Origin of the sequence: Tenacibaculum jejuense, assembly GCF_900198195.1 — a bacterium.
GTDB lineage: Bacteria > Bacteroidota > Bacteroidia > Flavobacteriales > Flavobacteriaceae > Polaribacter > Polaribacter jejuensis.
Window position 1 is genome coordinate 3,756,842 of record NZ_LT899436.1, and the last position, 19,755, is coordinate 3,776,596.

21 protein-coding genes and 2 tRNA genes are annotated in these 19,755 nt (G+C 30.4%); 10 read left to right on the top strand and 13 right to left on the bottom strand.

The annotated features are described in order from the left end of the window. Positions 1-98 precede the first annotated feature (98 nt). From AQ1685_RS16375 to pdxH, 4 genes are all read right to left on the bottom strand, one after another. Positions 99-2,186, bottom strand: coding sequence for an OmpA family protein (locus AQ1685_RS16375; RefSeq protein WP_095073934.1), 2,088 nt, complete (start codon positions 2,184-2,186; stop codon positions 99-101). Positions 2,187-2,305: 119 nt separating this feature from the next. After that, a complete protein-coding gene (locus AQ1685_RS16380; RefSeq protein WP_095073936.1) occupies positions 2,306-3,199 on the bottom strand; it encodes a Ppx/GppA phosphatase family protein in 894 nt (297 codons plus the stop codon). A gap of 12 nt (positions 3,200-3,211) precedes the next feature. Beyond that, positions 3,212-3,700, bottom strand: coding sequence for a SixA phosphatase family protein (locus AQ1685_RS16385; protein ID WP_095073938.1), 489 nt, complete (start codon positions 3,698-3,700; stop codon positions 3,212-3,214). 30 nt (positions 3,701-3,730) lie between these two features. Beyond that, positions 3,731-4,378, bottom strand: a complete 648-nt coding sequence (pdxH, locus tag AQ1685_RS16390) for a pyridoxamine 5'-phosphate oxidase (RefSeq protein WP_095073939.1) — start codon at positions 4,376-4,378, stop codon at positions 3,731-3,733. An 86-nt stretch (positions 4,379-4,464) separates the two neighbouring features. Between pdxH and AQ1685_RS16395 the strand changes: the two genes are divergently transcribed. The 4 genes from AQ1685_RS16395 (at position 4,465) to AQ1685_RS16410 (ending at position 8,820) form a co-directional block, all read left to right on the top strand. After that, positions 4,465-5,373 carry an AraC family transcriptional regulator gene (locus tag AQ1685_RS16395; RefSeq protein WP_095073940.1) on the top strand — a complete coding sequence of 303 codons (909 nt, stop codon included), beginning with the start codon at positions 4,465-4,467 and terminating at the stop codon, positions 5,371-5,373. A gap of 96 nt (positions 5,374-5,469) precedes the next feature. Further along, positions 5,470-7,626, top strand: coding sequence for a TonB-dependent receptor (locus tag AQ1685_RS16400; protein ID WP_095073942.1), 2,157 nt, complete (start codon positions 5,470-5,472; stop codon positions 7,624-7,626). A gap of 133 nt (positions 7,627-7,759) precedes the next feature. Then, a complete protein-coding gene (locus AQ1685_RS16405) occupies positions 7,760-8,182 on the top strand; it encodes a DUF2141 domain-containing protein (protein WP_095075102.1) in 423 nt (140 codons plus the stop codon). 11 nt (positions 8,183-8,193) lie between these two features. Next, positions 8,194-8,820, top strand: coding sequence for a hypothetical protein (locus tag AQ1685_RS16410; protein ID WP_095073944.1), 627 nt, complete (start codon positions 8,194-8,196; stop codon positions 8,818-8,820). Between the two features lie 50 nt (positions 8,821-8,870). On the opposite strand, the gene AQ1685_RS16415 is transcribed toward AQ1685_RS16410, so the two are convergent. Continuing rightward, on the bottom strand, positions 8,871-10,307 hold the full coding sequence (locus AQ1685_RS16415) for a DUF389 domain-containing protein (protein WP_095073945.1): 1,437 nt from the start codon (positions 10,305-10,307) through the stop codon (positions 8,871-8,873). Positions 10,308-10,522: 215 nt separating this feature from the next. On the opposite strand from AQ1685_RS16415, the gene AQ1685_RS16420 reads away from it, so the two are divergent. The 5 genes from AQ1685_RS16420 (at position 10,523) to AQ1685_RS16440 (ending at position 13,931) form a co-directional block, all read left to right on the top strand. Further along, entirely contained in the window at positions 10,523-10,927 is a 405-nt protein-coding gene (locus AQ1685_RS16420) for a response regulator (RefSeq protein WP_162288584.1), read from the top strand. Between the two features lie 2 nt (positions 10,928-10,929). Next, the gene (locus AQ1685_RS16425; RefSeq protein WP_095073947.1) at positions 10,930-11,469 is read left to right on the top strand and encodes a heme NO-binding domain-containing protein; all 540 of its coding nucleotides are present in this window, start codon (positions 10,930-10,932) and stop codon (positions 11,467-11,469) included. Next, positions 11,466-12,653 carry a sensor histidine kinase gene (locus tag AQ1685_RS16430; protein ID WP_095073949.1) on the top strand — a complete coding sequence of 396 codons (1,188 nt, stop codon included), beginning with the start codon at positions 11,466-11,468 and terminating at the stop codon, positions 12,651-12,653. The genes AQ1685_RS16425 and AQ1685_RS16430 overlap by 4 nt, the downstream gene beginning before the upstream one ends. Before the next feature lie 169 nt (positions 12,654-12,822). Continuing rightward, positions 12,823-13,437: a hypothetical protein gene (locus AQ1685_RS16435; RefSeq protein ID WP_095073950.1), complete on the top strand. Its 615-nt coding sequence runs from the start codon at positions 12,823-12,825 to the stop codon at positions 13,435-13,437. 23 nt (positions 13,438-13,460) lie between these two features. Continuing rightward, positions 13,461-13,931 carry a hypothetical protein gene (locus tag AQ1685_RS16440; protein WP_095073951.1) on the top strand — a complete coding sequence of 157 codons (471 nt, stop codon included), beginning with the start codon at positions 13,461-13,463 and terminating at the stop codon, positions 13,929-13,931. Between the two features lie 280 nt (positions 13,932-14,211). Here the strand turns inward: AQ1685_RS16440 and AQ1685_RS16445 are convergent. The 4 genes from AQ1685_RS16445 to AQ1685_RS16460 all read right to left on the bottom strand — a co-directional run bounded on the left by AQ1685_RS16445 (position 14,212) and on the right by AQ1685_RS16460 (position 16,029). After that, positions 14,212-14,294 (bottom strand) — tRNA-Tyr (locus AQ1685_RS16445). 40 nt (positions 14,295-14,334) lie between these two features. Further along, positions 14,335-14,407, bottom strand: a tRNA-Lys gene (locus AQ1685_RS16450). A 113-nt stretch (positions 14,408-14,520) separates the two neighbouring features. Beyond that, entirely contained in the window at positions 14,521-15,285 is a 765-nt protein-coding gene (locus AQ1685_RS16455) for an ABC transporter ATP-binding protein (RefSeq protein WP_095073952.1), read from the bottom strand. A gap of 3 nt (positions 15,286-15,288) precedes the next feature. Continuing rightward, a complete protein-coding gene (locus AQ1685_RS16460; protein WP_095073953.1) occupies positions 15,289-16,029 on the bottom strand; it encodes an MlaE family ABC transporter permease in 741 nt (246 codons plus the stop codon). 144 nt (positions 16,030-16,173) lie between these two features. Here AQ1685_RS16460 and pafA point away from each other — a divergent pair, with 144 nt between their 5' ends. Further along, positions 16,174-17,826, top strand: a complete 1,653-nt coding sequence (gene pafA, locus AQ1685_RS16465; RefSeq protein WP_095073954.1) for an alkaline phosphatase PafA — start codon at positions 16,174-16,176, stop codon at positions 17,824-17,826. Between the two features lie 27 nt (positions 17,827-17,853). Here the strand turns inward: pafA and AQ1685_RS16470 are convergent, their stop codons facing one another. The 4 genes from AQ1685_RS16470 to AQ1685_RS16485 form a co-directional block, all read right to left on the bottom strand. Further along, positions 17,854-18,180 carry a hypothetical protein gene (locus AQ1685_RS16470; protein WP_095073955.1) on the bottom strand — a complete coding sequence of 109 codons (327 nt, stop codon included), beginning with the start codon at positions 18,178-18,180 and terminating at the stop codon, positions 17,854-17,856. Between the two features lie 207 nt (positions 18,181-18,387). Then, the gene (locus AQ1685_RS16475; RefSeq protein ID WP_095073957.1) at positions 18,388-18,672 is read right to left on the bottom strand and encodes a hypothetical protein; all 285 of its coding nucleotides are present in this window, start codon (positions 18,670-18,672) and stop codon (positions 18,388-18,390) included. Positions 18,673-18,832: 160 nt separating this feature from the next. Beyond that, entirely contained in the window at positions 18,833-19,189 is a 357-nt protein-coding gene (locus AQ1685_RS16480) for a hypothetical protein (protein ID WP_157730263.1), read from the bottom strand. 132 nt (positions 19,190-19,321) lie between these two features. After that, entirely contained in the window at positions 19,322-19,675 is a 354-nt protein-coding gene (locus AQ1685_RS16485) for a hypothetical protein (RefSeq protein WP_095073962.1), read from the bottom strand. Between the last annotated feature and the right edge of the window lie 80 nt (positions 19,676-19,755).

Sequence of the window (19,755 nt, forward strand, 5' to 3'; positions counted from 1 at the left end):
TTCGATTGTATTTAACTCCATTATAACAAAACAAAAAACCCGAGCTTTCACTCGGGCTTTCCTTGATTTTTGTTAGATATTTAAGTTAGGTTAATCGACTATTTTTGATCGATTACTCTAAATGTAGTTCTTCTGTTTGCTGCATGCTCACGTTCTGTACAAGAAACTCCATCTTTACATCTGTTTGTTAATCTAGCTTCTCCGTAACCATTCGCTGTTAACTTACTTGGATTAATTCCTTTTGAAACTAAATAATTTACTACAGCTTGTGCTCTTCTTTCTGATAAAGATTGATTACTCGTTCTAGATCCTCTAGCATCTGTATGAGATTCAATTGCTACTGCAACACCGTCTTTTAAGATTGGTAATAAACGTGCATCAATAATTCTTTTAGCTCCAGAAGTTAATGTAGCACTTCCTAAATTCCAGTTTATTGGTAACGGTGTATTAGTTACTAATTTACATTCAACTTCTTTCCAAGTAGTTAAACCTCCTTTAGAAACTAGTACCTCTTTAGTTACAGTTTTATATTTTGCACTTACAGGCTTTTCTTCAGAATACGCATCTTTTTCTAAGATCGTTTTCTTGATAGTAGCATACTTCTGATCAATTTTAACTGTTCTTGTTGATGGAGGTGTAGCCATTACAGTCTTCTTCATTGTAGTTGTTACTTCAGGAATCTCTATTTCTCTTGCTCCTTGAACAGCTGGAATAGTTTTCTTTATTGTAGTAGTTACCTCAGGAATTGCTATTTCTCTTGTAGTTGGTGGAGTTACCATTACTCGTTTCTTAACAACTTTTGTCACCGCTGGAACATCAACCTCTCTTGTTGTTGGAGGAGTTACCATAACTGTCTTTTTAACAACTTTTGTTATTGCTGGTACATCTACTTCTCTTGTTGAAGCTGGTACATCAACCACAGTTCTTTTAATAATTTTTCTTTCTTCAGGAATTTCTACTTCTCTTGTAGTTGGTGGAGTTACCATAACTCGCTTCTTAACAACTTTTGTCACCGCTGGAACATCTATTTCTCTTGTAGTTGGTGGAGTTACCATTACTCGCTTCTTAATAACCTTAGTAACTTCAGGAATATCAATTGTTCTTGTTGTTGGTGGAGTTTTCATAACTCTTTTTACATATGTAGCATTACCACAACCTCCTGGTGTATCTGCATCATTACAAGTTGATGTTTTTACAATAGAAGCATCAGCAGATAATAATGTTTTATCAACAGTTGTAAATTGAGCTGGAACTTCTTTATAACACCAGTAACGGCAATCGTTAGGATCTGACGAAGTACAATCTGGAGCTCTTTCACTCATTTGCCAATTCGCAGATTTAGCTCTTACTTCAATAACTTCACTATCTTTTGTGAATGAAGCTGGAACTACTCTTAATTTGTTCCCGTATTCTCTTTTTTTGTAAGAAACTGTTTCTGTTCCAAAAGTAGCAGGAACTATCTCTAAACGTTTACTAGCTTCTTTTACTGTAACTACAACATCTTTAAGCTCATATTTTGCAGGAACTATTTCTACTCTTTTTGAAGCTTCTTTTACTGTAACAACAACATCTTGCATTTCATATTTTGCAGGAACTGAAACAAGTCTTTTACTTGCTTCTTTTACTACAACTTCTTCTGATATTGTTTTCATTTTAGCTGGAATTACTACTAAACGCTTACTAGCTTCTTTAATCGTAATAACCTCGTCACGAGTTTCGAATTTAGCAGGAACATTTACTAATCTTTTATATCCCTCTTTAATAGTTACCACAACGTCTCGCATCTCGTACTTAGCTGGCACAAGCTCCAAACGCTTACTAGCCTCTTTAGTAACAACAGAAACGTTTTCAACAGAAGGGCTTCCTATTGTTTTTTCTAAACGCTTACTAGCTTCTTTAGTAACTACTGTGAAGTTTTGAGTTTCGTACTTAGCTGGAACTACTACTAACTTTTCCCCTCCTTCATCTACTAAAACCCTTTCTGTAACAGTTTTATATTTTGCAGGATAAGTAACTATTCTTTTGTAAGCAGGCGCTACTTCTATAGTTACATCTTCGTTTTTCCAAACTTCAGGAGTTTTACATCTAACGTAACACTTCCCTGGTTCTGCATTAGTTGGTAGATCCTGAGCAGATACCGTAAATCCGATTGCTATTAAAGCACCAGATACCATAAGTCTTTTCATAATGGATAAAATTTGTTTTTTGATTACTTAGCTTTCTTGTGACCCTTTTTCGGGGGAAAAGTCACATGCCTAACAAATATAAACAAATTTCACTAATGTTAAAGACTTGTTAAATAATTTTATAATTTATTAAAATACAAACTCTTAACTATACCGTCTGAAAGCCCTATTTTTGGTACAAAAATTCTTCTCGCACCACTCCATTTCATTGCAGAAAGATAAATTTTTGTAGCTGGAACAATTACATCTGCACGATCTGGATTTAAACTTAACTCAGAAACTCGTTCTTCATAAGTCATCTTTTTTAGATATTCAAATTGAGCATTTAGGTAAATATAAGATATAGGTCGACCAGCATCTAAACCAGACATTTTAAAAATCTTGTTGATATTTCCTCCAGAACCTATCAAAGAAATTCTTTTATATTCTTTTGTGTGTTTGGTTATCCACTCTTCTACCTTGGCAAAGATCTTTTTATTCTTTTCTTTTGAATTGTTAATCAAACGAACAGTACCTATCTTAAAAGATTTAGAATTGATAATTTTTCCTTCAGAAAAAATGGTAAGTTCAGTACTACCCCCACCAACATCTACATACAAATATGTTTCATCTGAATTAATAAGATGCTTTAAATCTGTTGAGGAAATAATTGCAGCTTCTTTTGCGCCATTTATTACATCTATTTCAATACCTGTTTTTCTAAAAACTTTCTCAACTATCTCTTGATTATTAGATGCTTCACGCATTGCTGAAGTCGCACATGCTTTATACTTTTCTACTCCATGAACTTTCATTAACAATTTGAAAGCTTTCATGGCATCTAACATTCGATCAATATTATTATCAGAGATACTACCTTCAACAAAAGCATCGGCTCCTAAACGGATAGGAACTCTTACTAACGATGATTTTTTAAATTTAGGTTCTTTCTTTTTATCTTCTATTACATTAGCTACCAATAATCGTACAGCATTCGAACCTATATCAATGGCGGCGTATTTCCTTATCTTCAAAAGTGATTCGTTTTATTTATGATATTTAGGAAACTCAACAAGAACTGTGGCTCCTTTTTTAATGTCTTTCCAATGTTTTTCTTTAAATTGAATACCCACAACACCACAAGTGGTTACGTGAGCTATAGGCTTGCTTCCAAACTTATTTACAAAAGTATTTATTCCATGATCGTGACTAAAGATAATTGCACTATCAAAGCTATCATCTAATGCTTTTACTGTTTTCACAAGATAGCCATCACTAAAACTGTAGAGTTGTTTGCTAATTTTCAGATTAGCCATAGGATATCCAAAGTTTTCACAAAAAATTATTCCTGTTTGTAATGCTCTATTTGCACTACTAGAAATAAACACATCTGGCCTTTGAATATTTTTCGCTAAATATTTAGAAACTAAATGAGCATCATTAATTCCTCTTTCTTTTAGCGGTCTATCGTGATCTTTTACGCTTGTATATTTCCACGATGATTTAGCATGACGAACTATGTAAATTGTTTTCATTCAACTAAAAAAGAATGTTCAAATATAGTATTACGGAGCTAAACGTTCAAGCTTCCAGTTAAAATCTTTTTGTAATTCGTAACGAATTCTATCGTGAAGTCTGTTAGGACGTCCTTGCCAAAACTCTATTGAAATTGGCTTCACTATAAAACCTCCCCAATGTTTTGGTCTTGGTATCTCTTTGTTTTTAAACCTTTTCTCAAATTCAGCAAGATTATTTGACAACACTTTTCTATCTGCAACTACTTCGCTCTGATTTGATGCCCAAGCTCCTAACTTACTTCCATCTGGTCTAGATTCAAAATATCCATCAGATAAGTTCTCTGCGACTTTTTCTGCTGTTCCTTTTATGATAATTTGTCGCTCTAATCCTGCCCAAAAAAACGACAAACAAACATTTCCATTTTCTGTTATTGCTTTTCCTTTTTCAGAGTTATAATTAGTATAAAAAATAAAACCTTCGTGTGTATACTTTTTTAGTAAAACAACTCTAGTTTTTGGAAAACCGTCTAAACCGATTGACGCTATACTCATAGCGTTAGCTTCATCTACTAATTCAGAATCATTTGCTACTAAAAACCAATCTCTAAACAATTCTATAGGATTTTCTGGACAATTAGATTCTAACAATTCTGATTTCTCATACGACTTTCTGTAATCGCTTAAATCTTGTGACATTTGTATTTTTTTAGCTTTGTAAAAATACAATATAAATGCGAGTTCTTTATAAATAGTATACATTTGTTCATCTGAAAATAAAAGGTATGAATAACGATATTGCGGTAAGAATTTATAAAGCTATTCAATACATAGAAGAAAATAGTAACGCTAAACTTTTGTTAGAAGATGTAGCCTCTAAAGCTCATTTTTCTCCTTTTCATTTTCATCGTATTTTTAAAGCTATAACTGGCGAGACTTTTAATCATTTTATTGTTAGAAAGCGTATTGAAAAATCTGCCGATTATTTGCTTCACAAACCGGATAAAAGTATTTCTGAAATTGCTTTTTCTTCAGGCTTTAGTTCAATATCCACATTCTCTAGAACTTTCAAAAAGTTTTATGGAATGAGTCCTAAACAATTTCAAGAAAGCAGCTCGAGTAGATTTAGCAAGATTTGCAAAACAGAAAGCAAGAATGGTAAAATAGAAACTCAACTGGAACAATACATTTGTAACATGAATGAACATTTACAATTTATTGATCGTAACGCTAAAAAAATAGATACTGTTTTCATTAACGATATTGATGTAGCTTATGTTCCGCACATAGGACCTTTTGAAAATTTGGGAACTGCATTTCAAAAACTACTCCAGTGGGCTTACCCCAGAAACTTAATGAATGGGAAACATCAAATTATGTCAATTTATCATGATAGTCCAAAAATCACTGAACCTGATAAGCTAAAAGTTAGTGCATGTATTAGTCTAAATGGAATTAATATTGATACAACTGATATAAACACTCGAACTATTTCTTCAGGAAAATATATTGAAGCTAATTTTGAATTAGGAATGGATGAACTTCCTAACATGTGGGAAGGTATTTTCGTTTGGATTTTTAATAAAGGATATAAAATTAACAGTGAATTAGATCCTTTTGATATTTATCATAACGACTTTAATACGCATCCTCAAAAAAAATGTAATACTACTATTTATATTCCAGTACTCTAAAAAACAGTTCAGCTTATTTTTTTTACAACTCGGTATTTCTTTTTATGAAAAAGAAGAATACAAACACACCTTTGTGTCATCAAATAAAAAAACGACATGAAAACCAAACTATTTATTTTTTCTCTTTTAATGAGCTTTGTAACTTTTGCTCAAGTAGAAATTTCTGGTAAAGTTATAGACACTAAAGGAAATCCAATTCCTGGAGCAAATGTATATTTAGACGGAACTTATGACGGAGCCTCTACCGATGAAAATGGGAAATACAGCTTTACAACTTCTGAAGAAGGAACACAAACCATAGTAGTTTCATTTATCTCTTTTGAAACTTTTTACAAAACAGCCGTGTTAAGTAAACTAAATAATTTAGTGATAAAACTTAGAGAAGATATTAACACTTTAGATGCAGTTGTAATTAATGCAGGAAGTTTTGATGCTGGAGAAAAAGCAAGAGCTGTAGCTTTAAAACCTTTGGATATTGTTACCACTGCAAGTGCTTTAGGTGATGTTGTTGGAGCTTTTCAAACATTACCAGGAACCTCAGCTAATGATGAAGATGGTAGATTATTTGTTCGAGGGGGTGACGCAAATGAAACTCAAATGTTTATTGATGGAATTCGAGTTTTTAATCCTTTTGTTCCAACATCTAGCAATGTTCCAACTAGAGGACGTTTTTCTCCTTTTCTTTTTAAAGGAATGACTTTTTCTACTGGTGGTTATTCTGCTGAATACGGACAAGCGCTATCGAGCGTACTTACTTTAAATACTATTGATCAACCAGATCAAGAAAAAACTGAAATCCAATTAATGACAGTTGGTGCTGGAATTGGAAACACTCAAATTTGGGGTAAAAACTCTTTCAGTATAAATACTTCTTATATCAACTTAGCTCCATATCAAATTGCATTTCCAGGAAGAGAAGAATGGAATAAACCTTTTGAAGGTGCAAGTGGTGAAATGGTATATCGCTATCAACCAAATGAAGATGGATTATTAAAACTTTATAGTGCTTTTAACTATTCTAATTTAGATGTGATTCAGGAGGATATTAACTTCGCTAACGGTTTCAATTTTGCTTTACAAAACACCAACCTTTACTTTAATGGTTCGTACAAACAACGTTTAGGAAGCAGATGGTCTATTTCTGGAGGAATGAGTTATACTAATGAAAATACTGATTTTACTTTACAAGATAATCTGATAGATGATCAGGAAAATTCTGCTCACTTTAAAGTAAAAGTTTCTAAACGTTTTTCAAGTCGAATAAAACTAAACTTTGGTTCTGAATATTTTATCACAAACTTTAAAGAAAAGTTCACACTAAATAACACCAACTCTTTTAACTACGGATTTAATAATAATATTTTTGGAACATTTGCGGAAACAGATATTTTCTTTTCTAAAAAACTAGCAGCTAAAGTTGGACTTAGAGCCGAAAACAATGAGTTTTCTGATCAAATGACGTTTTCTCCAAGAGCTTCTTTAGCTTATAAATCAGGAGCTAAATCTCAATTCTCTTTTGCTTATGGTAAGTTTTACCAGAATCCGAGAAGTGAATATTTAAAATTTTCTACCGATTTAAATCCTGAAAATGCGACACATTACATTGCTAACTATCAATTTATGAAAGACAAGCAACAATTTAGAATTGAAGCTTACTACAAACAATATGATGACTTAGTTAAATTCGACGATCAGTTTGCTTCTCCTTCTTCAAATTTTGATAATAATGGAGATGGTTTTGCAAAAGGTGTAGATGTATTCTGGAGAGATAATAAGAATATTAAAAACTTAGATTACTGGGTATCGTACTCTTATTTAGACACAGAAAGAGATCATAGAAATTTCCCTACTAGAGCAACTCCAAATTTTGCATCATCACACAATGCTTCTGTAGTTGGTAAATATTGGGTTGATTCTTGGAAAACTCAACTTGGTGTTTCTTATAGATTTGCAACCGGTAGAACATATACAAATCCTAATAAAATCGGTTTTTTAAATGAAAAAACTAAGAATTATAATTCCGTAAGTTTAAACGCCGCTTACTTGATTAGCCAACAAAAGATATTATACATATCTGTAAACAATGTTTTAGGAACAGAAAACGTTTTTGGATATAATTACAGTAACCAACCGAACATGAACGGAACTTTTGAAAGACAAGCATTAAGACCTACAGCAGATCAATTCTTTTTTATCGGATTTTTCTGGTCTATTAGTGACGATAATAAAAGTAATCAGCTAGATAATATTTAATATAATTATCAGCAAACTATAAATAACAATAATCAAATCACAATTCGGTAACTAAAAATAACAACTCGGTAAGAATTTTGATTAAATAAAAATAAATCGAAAGATATTTGAAATGAATTTAAATCTTAAAACTATGCAAAGACTTATTTTACTCCTTTTCGTATTCGTGTTAAGCACTTTTTCAAGCATTTTAGCACAAGAAACATATTCCATTACTATTGATTTTTCTGGAATGAAATCAGACAAAGGTGATTTATACATTGCTCTGTATAACTCTGAAAACACTTTCTTAAAAACACCAATGAAAGGTGAAATCGTAAAAATAAGTGATAAGAAAGCTACAGCCGTTTTTAAAAACATTAAAGCAGGAAATTATGCAATTTCTGCTTTTCATGATGAAAATGATAATAAAAAAATGGACACTAAAATATTTGGTATTCCAAAAGAACCTATAGGAATTTCTAATGATGCCAAAGGATTTTTTGGGCCCCCAAAATATAAAGATGCACAATTCACTGTCGATAAAAATATTTCTTTAGCTATTACTATAAAATAAAAACGCTTATCATGAAAAAAATAATCACTTTATTATTATTAACTATATCATTTTCAATTTTTAGCCAATCGAAATACGATACAGGAATGCAAAAAGCTTTTGAACTTTGGGGAGCGAAAAAAAATGATCAAGCATCTCAATTATTTGAGAGAATCGCTAAAGCTGAACAAAATGAATGGTTACCGTCTTACTACGTGGCAACTATTGAAATATTAGGAAGTTTTGGTTTAAAAGATGAAGCTAAACTAAACTCTAAATTGAAAAGAGCACAAGAGTTTTTAGATATCGCCAAAAGTATTTCTCCTAAAAATCCTGAAATTATGATTAATCAAGCTTTATTAAATACAGCTTATATTGCTTTTGATGGACAAAAATATGGAATGACTTTATCTGGCAAAAATGCAGTTTTATATAACGAAGCTCTAAAATTAGCTCCAAAAAATCCTAGAGTTATTTTAGGAAAAGCTGAATGGGACATGGGAAGCGCAAAGTTTTTTGGTCAACCTACTGATCCGTATTGTAAAGATGTTGAAAAAGCCTTAGCCTTATTTGAAAAAGAAGAATTACCTAAATACTATCCTAAATATGGTAAAGAAAGAGCAGAAGAAATTTTGAAAAACTGTAGTCAAAATAAATAAAAACAAAAAAGAGCATTCTAACGAATGCTCTTTTTGTTTTGTATACTCTTTTATTTCTTGATAATTAGAGTATCTAATTTCATTTCTTTCTGTAACCATTTCTTTAATTCGATTTCCTTCTTTGCTACATAGTCTTTCTTCAATTTATTACTCCAAATTACAGTAGCTTCTGGAAGTGTATCGATTTTAATAAAATCTTTAGTAGACAATACTTTAGAAAAACGAATTTCCTGAATATCATTAAATCTAAGTTTAGCTCCACCAGCAATCTTACTAAAAGGAATACTACTTTTATCAGCTTTTTCTATTGTAGATGTTAATCCTGAAATTTCATTTTCTAACTCTTTGATCTTATCTTGTAACCCATTAATAACATAATCTTTTTGATCTAAGTTATTATATGCTCTTTCTAAAGATTTAGAAATATCATCTATACTTCTCGATTTATTACCAATTACTACAACATCGTAATCACTAATCTTATCATAATCTTTAACTTTCAGCTTTAAGTTTGTTTCAACAGCTGGTGCTATTTCTCCATTAAATCTTAATCTGATTTGTTTCTTTTCGTCATCTTTTCTTGGCTCACCATTTAACCATAAATTATCGTTATCTTCTACTTCTGTTTTTATATACTTGTCAAAACTTGCTTGCACAACAGTTTCTTTATAAACATTAATAAATGTTCTTACCGCTGGTACCATTACTAATAATGCGATTAAAGAAGCAATTTGAGCTACACGTTTTCTCTTTTTAGAATTTACATAACGAATCATTGTAAACCCTAATAACTTTAATACAATAAAGGTAGCTAAAGCAATAAAGATTGCATTAATGGTAAATAAATACATAGCTCCCAAAAAGTAATCTAAATTCCCTATCGCTAAACCATACCCTGCAGTACATAATGGTGGCATTAAAGCTGTAGCAATCGCAACTCCAAATATTACAGAGGCTATCGTTCCTTTTTTAGTTCGTGCGATAATTAAAGCTAAACCTCCAAAGAACGCAATTAAAACATCTCGAATATCTGGTTTTACACGCCCCATTAATTCGGATGTTTCTTCTCTTAAAGGAAACAGAAAAAAGAATAAAAATGCAGTGATTAAACTTAAAACAATCATTGTAGCCAAATTGACTAATGATTTTTTTAAGGTGTCTATATCATTTATTGCTAAAGACATTCCAACTCCTAAAATTGGTCCCATTAACGGAGATATTAACATGGCTCCGATTACTACTGCTGTTGAATTTGCATTTAAACCTATCGATGCAACAAAGATGGAACAAATTAAAATCCAAGCTGTAGCTCCTTTAAATGGAACGTCACCTTTTATAGCTTCTATAGTAGCTTCTTGATCTGTATCATGTTTAAAATCTAAAAGTTCATTCATGAACGTTTTAAAACTAGCCCACAAACCTTTAGCATCTTGCCTTACAGCTTCTTTAGACTTATCTATCGTTTCTTCCTGCTTATTTTCATCCATACTTTTGATTTATTTTTTGAGCGAAAGATACAAAAACATGTAGTATTTCATCTGAAAATTAAATACTTCAATTCATTTAATTCGAAATTTTCAAAAAACATTCATCTACAGTAATCAACCAATAATCTAAACTTAAATCCTCGTCGAATGAATAAAAAAACTTTTAACGCTCATTTTTTCTATTTTCATATCGCAATTTAGATTTCATGATGATAATGAGAAAATTAAACATATTATTTATCGACGACGACGAAGTAGAAAGAATGAAATTTTCTAGGGTTTGTAGACAAACTGATCACCCTACAGAAATAATTGAAGCTACTAATGGAGAAGATGCACTAGAGAAATTAAAAAACTCTTCATTATCTCAACTCATTTTTTTAGATTTGAATATGCCAAAAATGAATGGTATAGAATTTCTGGAAATACTAAAGGCTGATGAACGACTAAAATACATTCCTATAATAATTCTATCTAGCTCTGATAACATGCAGGATCTTAAAAGATGTTACGAACTTGGTATAGCAGGTTACATTTTAAAACCTATCCGTTACGAAGATTACAGCAAAAACATAACTACTATGTTAGATTATTGGACAAGTAGTGAATTAGTCGGTTAATTATGAAAGGAATCGTTTTTACAGAATTCTTAGATTTAGTAGAATCTAAATTTGGACTGGAGACAGTTCAACAAATCATTGATGAATCTGAATTGGAATCTAATGGAGTTTATACTTCTGTTGGAACTTACAAGTTTAATGAAATGGTATCTTTACTTACCAATTTGAGTAAAGCCACAAAAATAGCCCCCAACGATCTTCTTAGAGTATATGGTTTACATTTTTTTGATGCGTTAGTAAATAATTATGGATCTATCCTAAAATCATACAAAGGTCCAATTGAATTGTTATCTTCAATAGAAGGGCATATTCATGTTCAAGTACGTAAATTGTATCCAGATGCTGAATTACCGCAATTTGAAACTTTAGAGCAAACCGATGAAAAACTAGTTTTAATATATCGTTCTTCAAGATCGCTTTATCCATTTGCCCACGGACTAATGGAAAAGAGTTTTGAACACTATGGCCAAAACTGTGATATTAAACATGAACTACTCAAAGAAGATGGTTCAGAAGTACGTTTTGAAATCGTTAAAAAATGAGTGATGCTAAAATAGCTCTATTAGAGAAAGCTCTTAATAGAGAAAGACTAGCTAGAAAAGCTGCAGAAAAAATCCTTGAAGACAAATCTCTAGAACTTTATCAAACCAATCAGAATTTAAGAAACGTTCTTAGTGAAAAAGAAATACACTTAGAAAGTTTATTTAAAACTATTGTTGATCCTTATATATTAATGGATTTGTATGGTAATGTTCTAAAAATGAATGATGCTTCTCAAAACTTCTTTGGTTATACTGATACTTTTAATGTAACAAAAAGTTTATATAAAGAAGATGTTCCTTATGCAATGGAGTCTTATGCCACTTTATTAAAACAAGGAACATTTAAAAACTTTAGAGCCAGAGTATATAATAAAGATAAGGAGCTTCGCTGGATAGAAATAAACTCTAGTTTAGTCTATAACGAAGCCAATGAACCTGTTTTTGCTCATGGTATTGTTAGAGATATTACAGAAGATTTAACAGCTCAAAAAGAAAGAGAAGAATTACTAAATCATCTTACTATTAGTAATAAAGAGCTTAATGACTTTGCTCACGTTGTTTCTCACGATTTAAAAGCACCGCTGAGAAGTATGAATGCTTTAGTAACTTGGCTACATGAAGATTTTAGTCAAATTACTGATAATGAAGACATCGAAAAAAACTTCCAACTTTTAATTAAGAAGATCGATAAAATGGATCATTTAATTAATGGAATTTTAAAATATGCCGGGGTTGATAAAATTGAACGAGCTGATCGTCAAGTAGATTTAGATTTTGTTGTTGGTGAAATAACAGAAACTATTCATGTGCCCAATCATGTAAAAATTGATATTCCTTACAAGCTACCTACAATTCGTGGAGATAAATTTAGATTACATCAACTTTTTCAAAATTTAATTAGTAATGCTATTAAGTACGCTAAGGAAGATAATGGCTTAGTTACTGTAAGTTATACTGATAAAGAAGAATACTGGGAGTTTAGAATACAAGATAACGGTAAGGGAATTGAAGAAAAATACCACAAAAAAATATTTGACATTTTTCAAACGTTAGACGATCATCATAATTCTACAGGTATAGGTTTGGCTATTGTAACAAAGATTATTGCACTATATCAAGGTAAAATTTGGGTAGAGTCTGAACTCGGTAAAGGAGCTACATTTATTTTTCTTTTACCCAAATAATATATTATTTGTTTTACACTAAATAATTCACTTCATTTCATACCTTCTTAAAACTATACACAAATATAGCTTTAGTAATTGCGTATATACATCGTAAGTATTCTCTGTAAAGCACTAATTATATTTTAGCGCCTTATAGTTTGAAACTTTAATTTAAATATAGAAGTATATGCACAAGTTTATTGTTAACCAAGAAGCACTAATGAAAAATGTATTCATTAAAGATGATACTATTTTAGCTTCAGATGAAAATTATGAAAATGAAGAAACCTTCTTAGACAAAGTAAACACCCAAAAAAAATCATTTTTAGATACTCATATTCATATCAAAATTAAAGAGATCACAAAGTTTATCTTAGAAGAAAAAGAGTTAGCCATCCAATTGTTCTTCAAAAAAGGAAATAAGAACTCTAAAACATACTTTCAATTTAACGATATTTCAGAGTATACTGCCGTAAAAGAATACTTCTTATACACTACTAATTTTTCCTTAAAGAAAGAATCATCGAACTCTTTTTCTTCATGGATTAAACAAGCACTATATACAATAATCGCTTTTATTATGACTATAATAACATTTAATATGGCTAGAAGTATAGAGTCTGGAGATACAGTTAGTATTAGTGGTGGAAAAAGAGGACTAAAAAGATTAATGTTACTACTAGCAGAATCACTAGGTACTACTAACACTATTGTTGTAGGTAGTTTAGTTGTAATGGCTTTTTTATATTGGACTTATACATCTTATAAAAAAGGGAAAAAAGAAATCGAATTTTACAGTTAAAAACTAAATATAAAATAATTAATATGGGATTTAATATTGCAGGGATTGTCGCTAAAGATTCCTTTAAAACTATACAAAGTATAGAATTGTTTTTTGATTGTAGTCTTAAATATACAGAAGATGTAGACTTTGATCAAGCCTCGAGCGCTTTTAAAGAAGAAAAAACAATTGATTTATTAACTACCGAACATGGAACTTTAATTTTTGTTGAACTCGGTCAAATGTATGACCTAAGTTCTAGTAAGGGAGAAATAATTCAGTTTATTATTTCTGAAGTTTCTGACACTTATTATTTTGAAAAATTCAACGACGGTATACTCGAAAGAAAACACATTTCTTCCCAAGGCGAAATTGTTGAAAATATTGGATCGGGTATTATAAATGAGGATGAATATTTACCTGATCTTATATGGGAATTTGCTGATGAATATCTTAAGAATAACTTTTCTAAAAACCTATTCGATTTAAGTTTTAAACGATATCAAATGCTATAGGTTAAGTTACTTACCTAAATTTTATAGGATAAAATTGTCATTAGAAAATTAATAATCAATGTCTAATATAGAAAACAATACATAAAATTGGTAATATTCCTTGAAACTTAGATAAGTTTTAAGGAATAACTATTTTGTTCAATTGTAAAAAAGTAGTATGATTCTGTAAACTTGCGAATAAGAAAAGGAAAGATGACATCTTCTTTTAAAAAAAAACGCCCAACTCCCTCAAGTTAAACGCCCTTCATAAAAATCCCCTAATTAAAGTATAAAAACTTAGTGGGGAGAGCAGGATTCGAACCTGCGAAGTCGAAAGACAACGGAGTTACAGTCCGTCCCATTTGGCCGCTCTGGAATCTCCCCAAGTTTGCAAAGAAAAAGCCTCCCGAAGAGAAGCTTTTTGTGACCGGGCTGGGGCTCGAACCCAGGACCCTCTCCTTAAAAGGGAGATGCTCTACCAACTGAGCTACCCGGTCATTTTTTCTTAGCGGTTGCAAATATATAGAGCTTTTTTGATTGCACCAAATGTTTTTTCAATAAATTTTAAATATTTTTTTTATCAAAAAACAGCACTCTAAATATCAGTATTTTATCTTTCATTTAAATATGCTTCTCTAACTTTTTTAAATAAGTTCGAAGAATAAACGAAGTCTACAACGGCAGTATTATCTGTTTTAAATATTTCTTTGCTACTTCCCTCCCATGCTTTAATTCCGTTTTTTAAAAAGACAATTTTATCTCCAATTTCCATAACGGAATTCATATCGTGGGTATTTATTACTGTTGTGATTTGATACTCTTCTGTAATCTCTTTTATCAAGTTATCAATAAGTATCGAAGTACTTGGATCTAAACCAGAGTTTGGTTCATCACAAAATAAATATTTTGGATTCATAACTATTGCTCTAGCTATAGCTACCCTTTTTTGCATCCCTCCAGAAAGTTCTGCAGGAAATTTCATATTTGAGTTTTCAAGATCAACTCTTTTCAAAACAAAGTTCACACGTTCTAACATCTCTTCTAAAGATTGTTTAGTGAACATTTTTAGTGGAAACATTACATTTTCTTCCACATTTAAAGAATCAAACAAAGCACTTCCTTGAAAAACCATGCCTAACTCCTTTCTGAACTCTCTTTTATCATCAATTGTCATTTCTCTGTTGATCTGACCATTGTATACTATTGTTCCTTCTTCTGGCGTATAAAGCCCTAATAAACTCTTTAAAAAAACCGTTTTTCCTGCACCACTCTGACCAATTATTAGATTGGTCATTCCTGGTTCAAAAGAAGTCGAAATCCCTTTTAAGACCTGTGCTTCACCAAAACTTTTATGTATGTCGTTAACTTTAATCATATATTAAGTAAGTAACATTTGAGTTAAGAAATAGTTACAAACAACTATTACTACGATAGTCCAAACTACAGATTGTGTGCTGGCTTTCCCTACTTCTAAAGAACCACCTTTTACATAATATCCGTGATAAGAAGGAACTGTTGCAATAATAAAAGCAAATACAATTGTTTTTATTAACGCATAAATAATTAGATACGGGTCAAAATCATATTGAATTCCTGCTATGTAATCTGCCTCATAAAACATATTCGTAGCTGTTCCTGCTACCCAACCTCCAAAGATTGCTAAAAACATACCTAAAATCACTAAAAAAGGATAAAAGAAAATAGTAGCTAATAGTTTAGGAAGAATTAAATAGTTTAATGAATTAACTCCCATAATTTCTAAGGCATCTATTTGCTCTGTTACTCGCATAGTTCCAATACTTGAAGTTATGTACGATCCAACTTTTCCTGCTAAAATTATAGAACAAAATGTTGGCGCAAATTCTAATATTACTGATCTTTTTGTTGCAAAACCAATAAGCATTTTTGGTATTAAGGGATCACTAATATTTAAGGCTGTTTGTAAAGCGATTACTCCACCAATAAAGAAAGAAATAAATGCAATTATACCAATGGATTTTAATCCTAATTCTTCTATCTCTCTAAATAAAGCTTCCCAAAAAACTCGGAACTTTTGTGGTGCTCTAAAAACTTGACCAAGCATCATAAAATACTTCCCTACATGCTCGATATAATTCATCTAATACAATTTATTTTGCTAATGTACTAAAGAATATTCATTTGTATAAATTATACTTTAAGATTAAAAAAATCATTTATAACGCCTTCAGATAATTTATTTTCATTTCTGAATTATTTAATTTTGCTTCTTAAAATTTAAATAATGAATTATAGGATAAAACTTATTGTAATAACTCTATCTATTATTCTTCTGGGATGTAATCAAAAGGATACGCAAAAAGATAATTCTATTAAGAAATCTAAGTTAGTAGTAGGAATTATCGTAGATCAAATGCGATATGATTATCTAACTAGATTCGATAGTAAATATGGAGAGGGTGGATTTAAACGATTAATTAAGGATGGATTTTCTTTAGAGAATGCTCATTTTAATTATATCCCAACATATACGGCAGTAGGCCATACTTCTGTTTACACCGGAACTACACCTAATAACCACGGAATTATTGGTAATAATTGGTATGATAAATTCGAAAAAAAATCAATTTATTGTGTTGATGATAAGAGATATAAAACTATTGGTAACGATGGTGATGGCGGAAAGAAATCTCCTTACAGAATGTTAACTACAACTGTTACCGATCAATTACGATTGGCTCAAAATATGCAGGGTAAAACTATAGGAATTGGTATTAAAGATCGTTCTGCTATTTTACCTGCTGGACATACTGCTAATGCAGCATATTGGTTTGATGGTGGTAGTAAAGGACAATGGATTACCTCTTCATTTTACATGAACGAATTACCAAAATGGGTTACTGATTTTAATACTTCTGGTAAAGCTGATGAATACTTAAAACAACCTTGGGAAACTCTTTATGATATTAATACTTACACTGAAAGTATTATTGACGATAATAATTTTGAAAAAACTTTTAAAGGAGAAGAGCGTCCTGTTTTTCCTCATGATATTCCGAACTTAAGAAGTAAGAATAACAATTATAGTATTATTAAAGCTATACCTGCTGGAAATTCTTTAACCACAGACTTTGCTAAAGCTGCTATTATTGGAGAAGAATTAGGACAAGGTAAACATACCGATTTTTTAGCTGTAAGTTACTCGTCTACAGATTATGTAGGACATCAATTTGGAGTAGATTCTAAAGAGATTCAAGATACTTATCTTAGATTTGATAAAGAACTAGAGAGTTTACTAATATTTTTAGATGAAAAGGTTGGTAAAAATAATTATACTCTTTTCTTAACTGCTGACCATGCTGCTGTTCAAGTTCCGAATTATTTGAAATCAGTAAAAATTCCTGCAAATTACTTAAGTGGAAAAAAACTTTTAGACTATGTAAATGAAATTACCAAGAAATATTTTAAGTCAGATGACTTCATTGAAAATATTTCTAATTTTCAAATATTCCTAAATAAAGAAAACATTGAAAAGAAAAAATTGACTGTGAATCAAGTTGCACAAGTGATTAGTGATAACGTTATTAATTTCAATGGCATTTATAAGTCAATAACTGCTAACACTTTACAAAACGCACAATTTAACAATGGTATTTTAAACCATTTACAAAATGGTTACAATCAAAAATTTTCTGGTGATGTATTATTAATCCCTAATCCATCAACAATTATATATCCTAAGAAAGGATCAACTCATGGATCAGGTTATTCTTATGATACCCATGTTCCAATACTATTTTATGGCAATGGAATATCTAATGGAAGCTCTAAAGAATATTATGAAGTTATTGATATAGCTCCTACGATTTCTAATTTATTAAAAATTGAATTTCCTAACGGAGCCACAGGAAAAATAATTCATGATGTATTAAAATAAAAAAAGAGTACCCAAGGGTGCTCTTTTTTATTCTTTAGTTTCACATTTCTCTTCTGTGTGACTGTAACACTTTTCTTGTGATCTTCTTTTATTTCTAAATCTAAGATTTTTTCGTCTTTGAACTATTCTTTCTAAATCTGCAACAGTTCTAATACTCTTTTTAACTTTTCTTAATTTCTTTTTCTTAAGGCTTTTTACAGGTACTTTTATTGTATTTAAGTCGTTGGTTTCAGTAGCTTTCTCTAGATATTCTACACCATTACTTTTAGTTACTTTTTGAGCTTTTGTTTGCTGAATACCTAAAACCAATACAACTAGTAGAGGAATAAGTATATTTTTAATTTTTGAGTCCATAATAATTAATTTTTATCTGGTTATATTTCTAATTATTTAAATCAGCATGCTTGATATAATAGTCTCATTATTCTCAATGACTTTACAAAAAAGAATAAGTTTTTCTTATATGCATTTCAAAAAACCAGCAAAATCAACTATTCTAGGCCACAAAAAAAACCACCTAATTAGTGGTTTTCATCTTAATATTATTATATAAAAATATATCTACTTAGACTTACATATTCTCTTTTTTCTAAATCTCAACACTTTTGTATCAAGCTTCGTTTTATGTGTACTTATAATTTTTGTTGATACTATTGCCTTCTCTCCCTTTTTCTTTTGAACTTTCACATTCATCATAAAAGAAGGTCTATCAATTGTATTGAGATTTTCTGCTTTCTGATTTTTAAGGTATTGCAAACCATTTTCTTCAACTACTTTTTGGGCATTTACTAAAGTTACACTTAATATTAAAAGTATTACTACTTGTAAACTTGTTCTTCTTCTCATCTTTCTTTGATTAATGTTATTAATTTAAAGATATCTTTAAGACTTTATAAATTTTCATGAAGATGGATGAAAGTAAAGTATTGTTTCGATGAATGGTTATTCTTTATTTTTGTTTACGAAGTATTTTAAATAAAAAAAGCTGCTCATGAGCAGCTTGGAGTTATTTTTTCTTAGATTTAGATGAATCACATTTCTGTTTCTTTGCGTCTTTAACACACTTGTTAGATCCTTTTTTCCTTTTGTTTCTAAATCTTAATTTTTTCTTTTTTATTGAAGATTTGCTTAGCTTTTGTATCGCTAAAACTTCTTTACTTAATTGCTTAGTTTTTTTTGTTTTTGCCTTAGTTTTGGCTTTCTTAACTGGTATTTTTATGGAATTTAGACCTCCGTCGTCATCAGACTCTTCTAAATATTCAACACCGTGTTTTACAACTACTTTTTCTTGTGAAAAAGCTTCTTTGGAATTTAAAAATAGTAAAATGATTACTACTAATAACAGGGGATTTTTAGCATACATATTCATTAATTTGGGGATAGAATAAATATACGAAAAAAAACAGCTTAAAAAAAACTAGTATCGATAAAGCGTTTAAAAGTATCGATGAATGGTAAAAAACTCATAATGAGAACTTCACATATGGAAACTTTCTTAATGTTTCTTTTTAATTTTTATCGAATTACACTTTTTATCAGCTTCCTTGAAACATTTATTAGAAACTTGTTTTCTCTTTTTTCTAAATCGTAATAACGATTTTCTTTTCTTAGAAACCTTTCTAATATTTGCGATAGTTGCATTATCAACTACATTTTTATTCCCTTTCTTCTTGAGTTTTACTTGTAATGATTTTGAAGGTACTGTAATTGAGTTTAAGTCTTCTGATGCATCCTCTTCTTCAAGATATTCTACTCCATTTTTAACTACAACTTTTTGTGCAGCTACTGTATTCATTCCTAAGAATAAACAAAATGTTACTACTGATAATAATTTGATTTTTGAAGTCATAGTTTATAAATTTTAATTACACTATTATGACACTCAATTTATTAAAAAGTCACATTTCAGAAATTCTCCATATAAACTAT

Excerpts from the sequence above, each read along its gene's own strand:
- AQ1685_RS16375 (WP_095073934.1), bottom strand. The coding sequence starts at position 2,186 with ATGAAAAGACTTATGGTATCTGGTGCTTTAATAGCAATCGGATTTACG.
- AQ1685_RS16385 (WP_095073938.1), bottom strand. The coding sequence starts at position 3,700 with ATGAAAACAATTTACATAGTTCGTCATGCTAAATCATCGTGGAAATAT.
- pdxH (WP_095073939.1), bottom strand. The coding sequence starts at position 4,378 with ATGTCACAAGATTTAAGCGATTACAGAAAGTCGTATGAGAAATCAGAA.
- AQ1685_RS16395 (WP_095073940.1), top strand. The coding sequence starts at position 4,465 with ATGAATAACGATATTGCGGTAAGAATTTATAAAGCTATTCAATACATA.
- AQ1685_RS16400 (WP_095073942.1), top strand. The coding sequence starts at position 5,470 with ATGAAAACCAAACTATTTATTTTTTCTCTTTTAATGAGCTTTGTAACT.
- AQ1685_RS16405 (WP_095075102.1), top strand. The coding sequence starts at position 7,760 with ATGCAAAGACTTATTTTACTCCTTTTCGTATTCGTGTTAAGCACTTTT.
- AQ1685_RS16410 (WP_095073944.1), top strand. The coding sequence starts at position 8,194 with ATGAAAAAAATAATCACTTTATTATTATTAACTATATCATTTTCAATT.
- AQ1685_RS16415 (WP_095073945.1), bottom strand. The coding sequence starts at position 10,307 with ATGGATGAAAATAAGCAGGAAGAAACGATAGATAAGTCTAAAGAAGCT.
- AQ1685_RS16420 (WP_162288584.1), top strand. The coding sequence starts at position 10,523 with ATGAGAAAATTAAACATATTATTTATCGACGACGACGAAGTAGAAAGA.
- AQ1685_RS16425 (WP_095073947.1), top strand. The coding sequence starts at position 10,930 with ATGAAAGGAATCGTTTTTACAGAATTCTTAGATTTAGTAGAATCTAAA.
- AQ1685_RS16430 (WP_095073949.1), top strand. The coding sequence starts at position 11,466 with ATGAGTGATGCTAAAATAGCTCTATTAGAGAAAGCTCTTAATAGAGAA.
- AQ1685_RS16435 (WP_095073950.1), top strand. The coding sequence starts at position 12,823 with ATGCACAAGTTTATTGTTAACCAAGAAGCACTAATGAAAAATGTATTC.
- AQ1685_RS16440 (WP_095073951.1), top strand. The coding sequence starts at position 13,461 with ATGGGATTTAATATTGCAGGGATTGTCGCTAAAGATTCCTTTAAAACT.
- AQ1685_RS16455 (WP_095073952.1), bottom strand. The coding sequence starts at position 15,285 with ATGATTAAAGTTAACGACATACATAAAAGTTTTGGTGAAGCACAGGTC.
- AQ1685_RS16460 (WP_095073953.1), bottom strand. The coding sequence starts at position 16,029 with ATGAATTATATCGAGCATGTAGGGAAGTATTTTATGATGCTTGGTCAA.
- pafA (WP_095073954.1), top strand. The coding sequence starts at position 16,174 with ATGAATTATAGGATAAAACTTATTGTAATAACTCTATCTATTATTCTT.
- AQ1685_RS16470 (WP_095073955.1), bottom strand. The coding sequence starts at position 18,180 with ATGGACTCAAAAATTAAAAATATACTTATTCCTCTACTAGTTGTATTG.
- AQ1685_RS16475 (WP_095073957.1), bottom strand. The coding sequence starts at position 18,672 with ATGAGAAGAAGAACAAGTTTACAAGTAGTAATACTTTTAATATTAAGT.
- AQ1685_RS16480 (WP_157730263.1), bottom strand. The coding sequence starts at position 19,189 with ATGTATGCTAAAAATCCCCTGTTATTAGTAGTAATCATTTTACTATTT.
- AQ1685_RS16485 (WP_095073962.1), bottom strand. The coding sequence starts at position 19,675 with ATGACTTCAAAAATCAAATTATTATCAGTAGTAACATTTTGTTTATTC.